This is a genomic window from Streptomyces sp. NPDC024632 (assembly GCF_055559175.1).
The window spans coordinates 17,809-27,084 of the sequence record NZ_JBVHLD010000032.1; the positions used below are offsets into that span (position 1 = coordinate 17,809).

Here is a 9,276-nt window from a genome sequence, read left to right on the forward strand (position 1 = left end):
TGAGGAACGATAGAACACTGCGATGGCCATCGTACTTTTCAGTAACGACCCTGTGCGCCGTGCGGTCGCACATTCTCACTACCTGGAACCTCCGCGCGAGAGCGCCTGCGGAATCCGTCGGTGAGCGGCGACCGTCAGCGGTAGTCGTCCTCGTCCGGCGCGACGACCCTGCGCTGCTCCGCCGCGTCGGCCGGATCCGCCTCTTCCACCTGGTGGGAGGGGCGCGCGATGATCGGTTCGTCGTGCTGCTGGAGCAGTTCCGCGTGCTGTTCCGCGGTGTCGGCCTCCGGCGCCTCCAGATCCAGATCGGTGTCGCGGGCGATCTGGGCGGCGTCGAATTCGTCGGCCTCACGCTCGAAGCGTTCGATGTCCCCGCTACCGTTCCCGGTGTTCTCGGACATGGCCCCTCCTTCTCTTGCCTCACCCTTGAGCCTAGGCGGCCGGGCAGGCGCGTGCATGGCGGCTTCCCGGCCGCGGTGTGCGGCGCGCGCCCCTCGGAGCGCGTGGCGGCTTCCGGCCCTTGCGGAGGTTCTTGTGACCGCGAACACGCGGTCGTACGCGTGATCGTCTCGTAACATTCATCCATGCCCTCGACCGACGTTCCCCAGACGGCCGCAGAACCGGCGGTCGTACTCCCGCCCGGGCCGCGGCTCGCCCCGGGGGAATCGGTGCACACGGCGAGCCTGCCCGGCCTCACCCTGGTGGTCAGATCGCGCGGTACGGACGGGCCGGGGACGGCGCCCGCGCTCTTCGTGCACGGCCTCGGCGGCTCCTCGCAGAACTGGTCGGCGCTGATGGCCGCGCTGGCCGACCGGGTCGCGGGACAGGCGCTGGACCTGCCGGGATTCGGCCATTCCCCGCCGCCCGACGACGGCGACTACTCGATTCCGGGGCACGCGCGGGCGGTGGTCCGGCTGCTGGAGGCCGAGCGGCGCGGCCCGGTCCACCTCTTCGGGAATTCGCTGGGCGGCGCGGTGGCCGTCAAGGTCGCCGCCGCCCGGCCGGACCTGGTCCGCACCCTCACCCTGGTCTCGCCCGCGCTCCCCGAGCTGCCGCCGCAGCGCACCGCCTGGCCCACCGGGCTGCTCTCGGTGCCCGGCGTCCCCGCGCTGTATCTGCGCGCGACGAGGAACTGGCCGGCCGAGCGCAGGACCCAGGAGCTGCTGGCGCTCTGTTACGGCGACCCGGGGGTGGTCGGCGAGCAGGCCCGCGCCGACGCGGTCGCCGAATACCAGCGGCGGATCGAACTGCCGTATTTCTGGGACGTCATGGTGCGTTCCACCCGTGGGATCGTGGACGCGTACACGCTCGGTGGCCAGCATTCGCTGTGGCGGCAGGCGGAGCGCGTCCTCGCCCCTACGCTGCTCGTGTACGGAGGCCGGGACAAGCTCGTCTCGGTCAAGGTCGCCCGCCGGGCGGCCAGGGCTTTCCGCGATTCCCGGCTGCTGGTCATCCCCGACGGCGGCCATGTGGCGATGATGGAGCACCCCGAGCTGGTGGCCCGGGGCTTCCGCGATCTCCAGGACGAGGTCGCGGAAGCCGAGGACGACGGCCGGGGCCGTACGGACGCGGGGCCCGCCGGCGCCGAGGCGACCGGGAGCTGATCGAGGACGTGGGTGGGCGACGTGGGTAAGCACAGCGCGCGGGACGGCCAGGACGGCCGTGACAACGGCATTCCGGGCGCGCCCGGAATGCCGGGCGTCCCAGGACCCCTGCGGCCCGGCGTCCCCGGCAGCGGGCGCCGCCGCCGCGGTCCAGGACCGCTGTCCGGCCACGACACGGGCAGCTTCCCGCAGTACCGGCCGCAGGACCACGGCGGTCCGGCGCCCGCCCACCCCGAGCACCGCGAGCACACCGCGTGGGGCCCGGCCGACGACTGGGCGGCCGACACCGGCCGCTACTCCGGGCCGCCGCGCACCCGCGAGCTGCCCTTCGACCTCGTCGACGAGTGGGCGGAGGACTGGGAGGCGTACGACACCGCGTCCGCGCTGAGCTCCCCGCCCGCGGGACCCGCGCTCGGCCAGGGGCAGGGCCCGTACGCCCGGCACGCGCAGGCGCCCGGGCCCGGCCAGATGCAGGCGCCGGGCCGGCTGATCCCGCGCCCGCGGCAAGAATTCCTCGACGCCTTCGGACCGCAGGAGCCGGAAGGGCCCGCGGACCCGCCGCCCGGCGGCCCGGCCGCCGGGCCCGAGCCGGACCCGGAGCCGGAGGCGGACGCGGGCACGGCCGTGGACACCAAGTCCGGCGGCAAGGGGCGCACGCTCAGCGGGATCGCCGCCGCGGCCGTCGTCACGGTGCTCGCCGTGGTGGTCGCGGGACAGGTCGGCGGAAGTGAGAAACGGCACAGCGAGGACAGCGGCAAGGACACCGCGACGCGCTCGGCGGCCGACGAGGCGTCGCGCTCGCAGGACCGCGCGCCCGGCGCCGCGAGCGCGCCTGCGGGGGCCCCGGCGGCGACGCCCGCCGCCGCCACGTACGACGAGCTGATGGCCAAGCTGTACCCGCTGGACCCGGACCTGAGGCTGTCCGGCGCCTTCAGCACGGTCGGCGGCCACCAGGCCGCGCCGGGCAGGGGCAAGGTCATGCGCTTCCGGGTGGACGTCGAGCGCGGGCTGCCGCTGAACGCGCAGCTCTTCAGCGACGCCGTCTTCAAGACCCTGAACGACAGCCGGAGTTGGGGACACGGCGGACAGATGTCCTTCGAGCGGGTCTCAACCGGCCCCGCGGACATCGTCATTACGCTCGCCAGTCCCGGCACCACCGCGAAGTGGTGCGCGAAGTCCGGTCTGGACACAACAGTTGAGAACGTGTCATGTGACTCCGCGTCAACTCCGCGCACGATGATCAACGCCTACCGATGGGCGCAGGGCGCCAGTACATTCGGCGCCGCGCGGGTGCACGAGTACCGGCAGATGCTGATCAACCACGAGGTCGGGCACCGTCTCGGGCACAGCCACGTCGGCTGTCCCAAGGAGGGCGCCCCGGCCCCGGTGATGATGCAGCAGACCAAATTCCTGTCGCTCGACGGCGGCCCCACCTGCAAGCCGAACGCGTGGCCGTACCCGTAGGCGGAGCCGTCCGCATCCCGTAGGCGCGGACCCGCTCAGCGGTGCAATCCATAAGTGATCGTTTGAGATCGTATTGATCTGGCTTTGACAATTGGTGTCGCGTCGCTGCACGCTTCTGTCCATGCAGCACCACCACGCACATCCGTATGCACGCGCCGGCATCGAGCTGGCGCTCATCGGCGTGGCCGCGCACTGCGTCGCCGACGTTCACTGTCGCTGACCGCATCCAGCCCCACCGCGTAGAGGCCCGGCCGCCGTCCCAGGACGGCGTCTCCTCCGCCACGGGCTGCTCCGGCCGGACCCTTCGGTCCCGCACGTCACGACCCGTTTCCGCTTTTTCGCGCGCACCGCTGTGCGCGCCCTTCCTCGCTGCCGCGAAAGGTTCCTCTGATGCGTCAACTGTCCTCCACATCCCGCCGCATAGGCGTGATCGCCGTCGGTCTGGCCCTTGCCGGAGGGGCCGTCGCCTGCGGTCCCAAGAACGGTGACGACGCCAAGGCGGGCGGCGACGGCAAGCCGGGCAAGGGCGGCACGCTGTACGTCCTGAACAACCAGGCGCAGGAGAACTTCGACCCCGCCCGGCTCTACACCTCCGGCGGCGGCAACGTGCCGTCGCTGGTCTACCGGACGCTCACCACCCGCAACCGCGCCGACGGCGCCGCGGGCGCCAAGGTCGTCCCCGACCTGGCGACCACCACCGGCGAGCCCAGCGAGAACGCCACGGTGTGGACGTACCACCTCAAGGACGGCCTGAAGTACGAGGACGGCTCGCCCATCACCACCGCCGACATCAAGTACGACATCGAGCGGTCCTTCGCCGCCGAGCTGTCCGGCGGCGCGCCCTACCTGCGGGACTGGCTGGTCGGCGCGGCCGACTACCAGGGCCCGTACAAGGACCCCAAGGGCCTGTCCTCGATCGAGACGCCCGACGCGAAGACCATCGTCTTCCACCTGAACAAGCCCGAGGGCGAATTCCCGCTGCTCGCCACGCAGACCTCCTTCGCGCCGGTGCCCAAGGCCAAGGACACCGGCACCAAATACGCGGCGCACCCGGTCTCCTCCGGCCCGTACAAGGTGGTCAGCAACGAGAACAACGGCGAGCACCTGGTGCTGAAGCGCAACCCCAACTGGTCGGCCGCCACCGACGACCAGCGCAAGGCGTACCCCGACACCATCGACGTGCAGTCCGGCCTCGACCAGGCCGTGATCAACCAGCGTCTGTCGGCGGGCGTCGGCAAGGACGCGGACGCGGTCACCACCGACACCAACCTCGGCCCGGCCGAGCTGGCCAAGGTGACCGGCGACAAGAACCTCGCCCAGCGGGTCGGCACCGGGCACTTCGGCTACACCGACTACATCGCCTTCAACCCGAAGGTGAAGCCGTTCGACGACATCAAGGTCCGGCAGGCCATCGCGTACGCGATCAACCGCACCACGGTGATCAACGCGCAGGGCGGCTCGTCGCTCAACGACCCGGCCACCACCTTCCTGCCCGCGCAGGCGTCCTTCGGCTACACCGCCTACGACCCGTTCCCCGCGGGCAAGACCGGTGACCCGGCCAAGGCCAAGGAGCTGCTGAAGGAGGCCGGTTACCCCAACGGCCTGACCGTCTCGCTCACCCACGACGTCACCAAGGGCGACGAGCAGGGCCCCGAGGTCGCCACCGCCGTCCAGGAGGCGCTCAAGGCGGCCGGGATCACCGTCAAGCTCGACGGCCAGGAGCACGCGGCCTTCTCCGACAAGATCCACACCCTGAAGACCGAGCCCGGCTTCTTCCTCACCGGCTGGGGCGCGGACTGGCCGTCCGGCGGCCCCTTCCTCGGCCCGATCTTCGACGGCCGCCAGATCGTCAGGGACGGCGCCAACTTCAACAACGCGCAGCTCGACGACCCGGCCGTGAACAACGAGATCGACCAGATCAACAAGATCACCGACCTCAAGGCCGCCGCCGTCCGCTGGGGCGCGCTGGACAAGAGGATCGGCGAGCAGGCGCTCACCGTGCCGCTCTTCCACCCCGTCTACAAGCGGCTGTTCGGCAAGAACATCAAGAACGTCGTGATCAGCGACTGGACCGGTGTGCTGGACATCTCGCAGGCCGCGGTGAAGTAGTCCGTGACCGTCGAAGCACTCTCGGCCGTCTCGGCCGCCGGGGAGGGCGCCGCCACCGCGGCGCCCCCCTCCGGGGCCCGGCAGATCTGGCGGCGGCTGCGCGGACAGCGCGCGGCCCTCGTCGGCGGCGCCGTCATCGTCCTGTTCGTCCTGGTCGCGGTGGCGGCCCCGCTGCTCGCCGCGCTCGAAGGGCAGGACACCACCACCTACCACGCCGACCTGGTCGACTCCGCGGCCGGCGGCGTACCGGTCGGCACCTTCGGCGGGGTCTCCGGCAGCCACTGGCTCGGCCTCGAACCCGGCACCGGACGCGACCTGTTCGCCCGGCTCGTCTACGGCTCGCGGATCTCGCTCGTCGTGGCCCTCGGCGCCACCGTCCTCCAGGTCGCGCTCGGCGTGGCCCTCGGCCTGGGCGCGGGCCTGGGCAACCGGTTCCTCGACAGCGTGCTCAGCCGGATCACCGACGTCTTCGTCACCATGCCCGCGCTGATCTTCGCCATCGCGCTGCTCGCGGTCGTCCCCGACGGCTTCCCGCGGCCCGTGCTGCTGATGCTGGTCCTCGGGCTGCTCGCCTGGGGCGGCATCGCGAAGATCGTCCGCGCGCAGGTGCTCACCCTCAAGTCCCTCGACTACGTGGCCGCTTCACGGCTCGCGGGCTCCAGCCGGTGGCGGACCGCGCGCCGCGAACTGCTGCCCGCGCTGGTCGCGCCCGTCGTCACCTACGCGGCGATCCTGCTGCCCTCCAACATCGTCTCCGAGGCGGGCCTGTCCTTCCTCGGCATCGGCGTCACCCCGCCCACCCCCTCCTGGGGGCAGATGCTCTCCAGCGCCTCGACCTGGTACCAGGCCGACTCCGCGTACGTCCTGCTGCCCGCCCTGCTGCTCTTCGTGACCGTGCTCGCCTTCACCGTCTTCGCGGACGGTGTGCGGACGGCCCTGGACCCGCGGGTCGCCAGCAGGCTGCGGGTGGGGACGGGACGGAAGTCGGCGAAGGCGGACGCTTCTTCGGACACGGCTTCTTCGGACACGGCTTCTTCGGACACGGCTTCTTCGGACACGGCTTCTTCGGACACGGCTTCTTCGGACACGGGTCCGACGGTTGCGGGTCCGAGGGGCACGGCTTCCTCGGACACGGCCGCGACGGATACGGCTGGCCGCGCCTCGGACGCCGAGGCGGTGGACGGCGCGTGATCCGCTTCCTCGGGCGGCGGCTCTTCCAGGCCCTCGTCGTCCTCCTCGTCCTGGCCGCCGTGCTCTACGCGTGCTTCTACCTCGCGCCCGGCGACGCGGCCCGGCTGGCCTGCGGCCCCAAGTGCTCGACCGCGCAGATCGTGCAGATCCGCGGCCAGATGGGCCTCGACGACCCGGTGTACGTGCAGTTCTGGCACTTCCTCAGCGGCATCGTCGCCGGTCACGACTACAGCACCGGCACCGATGTGCTGCACTGCCCGGCGCCCTGCCTCGGCCAGTCGTACCGCACCGGCGAACTCGTCACGTCGATGGTCGGCGAGAAGCTGCCCGCCACCGCGTCGCTCGCCTTCGGCGCGATGGTGCTGTGGCTGGTCATCGGCGTCGGCACCGGCCTGCTGTCCGCGCTGCGGCGCGGCACCGTCACCGAACGCGCCCTGACCGGCTTCACGTTGGTCGGCACGGCGACCCCGGTGTTCATCACGGGCATCCTGCTGCTCCTGCTCTTCTGCTCCTGGCTCCAGTGGCTGCCGTACCCCTCGTACGTCCCGCTCACCGAGGACCCGCAGCAGTGGGCGTGGAATCTGCTGCTGGCCTGGCTCGCGCTCGCCCTGGTGGAGGCCGCCAAGTACGCCCGGCTGACTCGCAGTTCGATGCTGGAGACGCTGGCGGAGGACCACATCCGCACCTTCCGCGCGTACGGCGTCAGCGAGCGGGCCATCGTCGTACGGCACGCGCTGCGGGGCGCGCTGACCCCGGTGATCGCGCTGTCCGCGCTGGACCTCGGCACGATGTTCGGCGGCGCGCTGCTCACCGAGACGCTGTTCAACATCCCCGGACTCGGGCAGCAGCTCGTGCAGTCCGTACAGATCAAGGACGTGCCGGTGGTGGTCGGGATCGTGCTGGTCATGGGCCTGGCCGTCGTCGTGGCCAACGCTGTCGCCGACGTGCTGTACGCGGTGGCCGACCGACGGGTGGTACTGGCATGACCGGGCAACTCACCGACCTGGAAGCCCCGTTGGTGGAGGTCGCGGGACTGCGGATCGAATTCCCCACCGAGGGCGGGGCCGTACGGGCCGTCGACGGACTGGACTTCACGCTCGGCGCGGGCGGCGCGCTCGGGCTCGTCGGCGAGTCGGGCTCCGGCAAGAGCGCGACCGCGTACGCCCTGCTCGGCCTGCACCGCGGTACGGGCGCGCGGGTCTCCGGGACCGTACGGGTCGCCGGGACCGACGTACTCGGCGCGGACGACGCCGAGTTGCGCGAGCTGCGCGGCGGGGTCGCCGCCATGGTCTTCCAGGACCCGCTGTCCTCGCTCGACCCCTACTACGCCATCGGCGACCAGATCGCCGAGGTCTACCGGGTGCACCACCGCGGCTCGCGCGCCGCGGCGCGGGCCCGCGCCGTCGAGGTCCTGGACCGCGTCGGCATCCCCGACGCCGCCCGCCGGTCCCGCTCCCGGCCGCACGAGTTCAGCGGCGGCATGCGCCAACGCGCCCTGATCGCGATGGCGTTGGCGTGCGAGCCGCGCCTGCTCATCGCCGACGAGCCCACGACGGCTCTCGACGTCACCGTCCAGGCCCAGATCCTCGACCTGCTGCACGAACTGCGGGCCGAGACCGGCATGGGGCTGCTGCTCGTCACCCACGACCTGGGCGTCGTCGCCGGGAGCGTGGACGACATCCTCGTCATGCGGGACGGCGCCGCCGTCGAACGCGGGCCGGTCGCCGAGGTGCTGGCCGCCCCGGCGCACGACTACACGCGGGCGCTGCTGTCGGCGGTGCCCCGGATCGACCCGCGGCCGACGGACGGCGGGGAGCCGGGCGCGGCTCCCGCGCCCGTGGGCGCGGCGACACCACGCGGACGCGGTGCTCGCACGGGCACGGCCGAAGAGCCCGGCTCCGAGCCCCTGCTGGAAGCGGTCGCGCTGCGGCGGGAGTTCGGCAGGGGGCGGCAGCGGCTCACGGCCGTGGACGACGTGTCGCTCCAGGTCAGGGCCGGGGAGACGCTCGGCATCGTGGGCGAGAGCGGCAGCGGCAAGACGACGCTCGGGCGGATGCTCGTGCGGCTGCTCGACCCGAGTGCGGGCGAGATCCGCTACCGGGGCCGGGAGATCGGCGGACTGGGGGACAAGGCGCTGCGCCCGCTGCGGCGCGAGCTGCAAATGGTCTTCCAGGACCCGGTCTCCTCGCTCAACCCGCGCCGCAGCATCGGGGAGTCCATCGCGGACCCGCTGCGGGCGGCGGGCGAGCTGAGCGACAAGGCCGTCGTCGGCCGGGTGAAGGAACTGCTGGAGCGGGTCGGCCTCGACCCGGAGTGGTACCACAGGTACCCGCACGAGTTCAGCGGCGGGCAGCGCCAACGCGTCGGTATCGCACGGGCCTTGGCACCCGAGCCGAAACTCATCGTGTGCGACGAGCCGGTCTCCGCGCTGGACGTCACCACGCAGGCGCAGGTCGTCGCGCTGCTCGCGGAACTCCGCCGCGACCTCGGCCTGTCGCTGGTCTTCATCGCCCACGACCTCGCCGTGGTACGGCAGGTGAGCGACCGCGTCGCGGTGATGCGCGGCGGCCGGATCGTGGAGTCCGGCACGGTCGACGAGGTCTACGACGCGCCCCAGGACCCCTACACCAAGGGCCTGTTGGCGGCCGTCCCGGTGCTGGACCCGGCCGAATCCGCGGCCCGCAGGGCGGACCGCAGGGAACTGCGGAGCGTGATGGTGACCGCACCTTAGGTCACGTCAACGCGTGGCAGTGTGAGAAGTTACGCCCGTTCACCCCTTTTGGTGGGGGGGGGGGGGGGGGGGGGGGGGGGGGGGGGGGAGGGGGGGGGGAGGGGGGGGTGGGGGGGGGGGGGAGGGGGGGGGGGGGGGGGGGGGGGGGGGGGGGGGGGGGGGGGGGGGGGGGGGGGA

Annotated in this window: 8 protein-coding genes; 7 read left to right on the top strand and 1 reads right to left on the bottom strand. The window is 72.4% G+C overall.

All coding sequences use genetic code 11. The annotated features are described in order from the left end of the window. Positions 1-134: 134 nt before the first annotated feature. Positions 135-401, bottom strand: coding sequence for a hypothetical protein (locus ACZ37P_RS37975; RefSeq protein WP_355348617.1), 267 nt, complete (start codon positions 399-401; stop codon positions 135-137). A gap of 183 nt (positions 402-584) precedes the next feature. On the opposite strand from ACZ37P_RS37975, the gene ACZ37P_RS37980 reads away from it, so the two are divergent. The 7 genes from ACZ37P_RS37980 to ACZ37P_RS38010 all read left to right on the top strand — a co-directional run bounded on the left by ACZ37P_RS37980 (position 585) and on the right by ACZ37P_RS38010 (position 9,099). Beyond that, entirely contained in the window at positions 585-1,604 is a 1,020-nt protein-coding gene (locus tag ACZ37P_RS37980; RefSeq protein WP_355348620.1) for an alpha/beta fold hydrolase, read from the top strand. 21 nt (positions 1,605-1,625) lie between these two features. Beyond that, positions 1,626-3,068, top strand: coding sequence for a DUF3152 domain-containing protein (locus ACZ37P_RS37985; RefSeq protein WP_467351039.1), 1,443 nt, complete (start codon positions 1,626-1,628; stop codon positions 3,066-3,068). A 121-nt stretch (positions 3,069-3,189) separates the two neighbouring features. After that, positions 3,190-3,288, top strand: coding sequence for an Ms4533A family Cys-rich leader peptide (locus ACZ37P_RS37990; protein ID WP_355348626.1), 99 nt, complete (start codon positions 3,190-3,192; stop codon positions 3,286-3,288). A 170-nt stretch (positions 3,289-3,458) separates the two neighbouring features. Next, positions 3,459-5,177 carry an ABC transporter substrate-binding protein gene (locus tag ACZ37P_RS37995; RefSeq protein ID WP_467351041.1) on the top strand — a complete coding sequence of 573 codons (1,719 nt, stop codon included), beginning with the start codon at positions 3,459-3,461 and terminating at the stop codon, positions 5,175-5,177. A gap of 3 nt (positions 5,178-5,180) precedes the next feature. After that, on the top strand, positions 5,181-6,368 hold the full coding sequence (locus tag ACZ37P_RS38000) for an ABC transporter permease (protein ID WP_467351043.1): 1,188 nt from the start codon (positions 5,181-5,183) through the stop codon (positions 6,366-6,368). After that, positions 6,365-7,354: an ABC transporter permease gene (locus tag ACZ37P_RS38005; protein ID WP_355348635.1), complete on the top strand. Its 990-nt coding sequence runs from the start codon at positions 6,365-6,367 to the stop codon at positions 7,352-7,354. Before ACZ37P_RS38000 ends, ACZ37P_RS38005 begins: the two co-directional genes overlap by 4 nt. After that, complete coding sequence (locus ACZ37P_RS38010; RefSeq protein ID WP_467351046.1) at positions 7,351-9,099, top strand: dipeptide ABC transporter ATP-binding protein; 1,749 nt, start codon at positions 7,351-7,353, stop codon at positions 9,097-9,099. The genes ACZ37P_RS38005 and ACZ37P_RS38010 overlap by 4 nt, the downstream gene beginning before the upstream one ends. The last annotated feature ends 177 nt before the right edge of the window (positions 9,100-9,276 follow it).

What these genes read in the sequence shown, in the direction of transcription:
- ACZ37P_RS37995 (WP_467351041.1), top strand. Translation starts at nt 3,459, where the DNA reads ATGCGTCAACTGTCCTCCACATCCCGCCGCATAGGCGTGATCGCCGTC.
- ACZ37P_RS37980 (WP_355348620.1), top strand. Translation starts at nt 585, where the DNA reads ATGCCCTCGACCGACGTTCCCCAGACGGCCGCAGAACCGGCGGTCGTA.
- ACZ37P_RS38010 (WP_467351046.1), top strand. Translation starts at nt 7,351, where the DNA reads ATGACCGGGCAACTCACCGACCTGGAAGCCCCGTTGGTGGAGGTCGCG.
- ACZ37P_RS37990 (WP_355348626.1), top strand. Translation starts at nt 3,190, where the DNA reads ATGCAGCACCACCACGCACATCCGTATGCACGCGCCGGCATCGAGCTG.
- ACZ37P_RS37975 (WP_355348617.1), bottom strand. Translation starts at nt 401, where the DNA reads ATGTCCGAGAACACCGGGAACGGTAGCGGGGACATCGAACGCTTCGAG.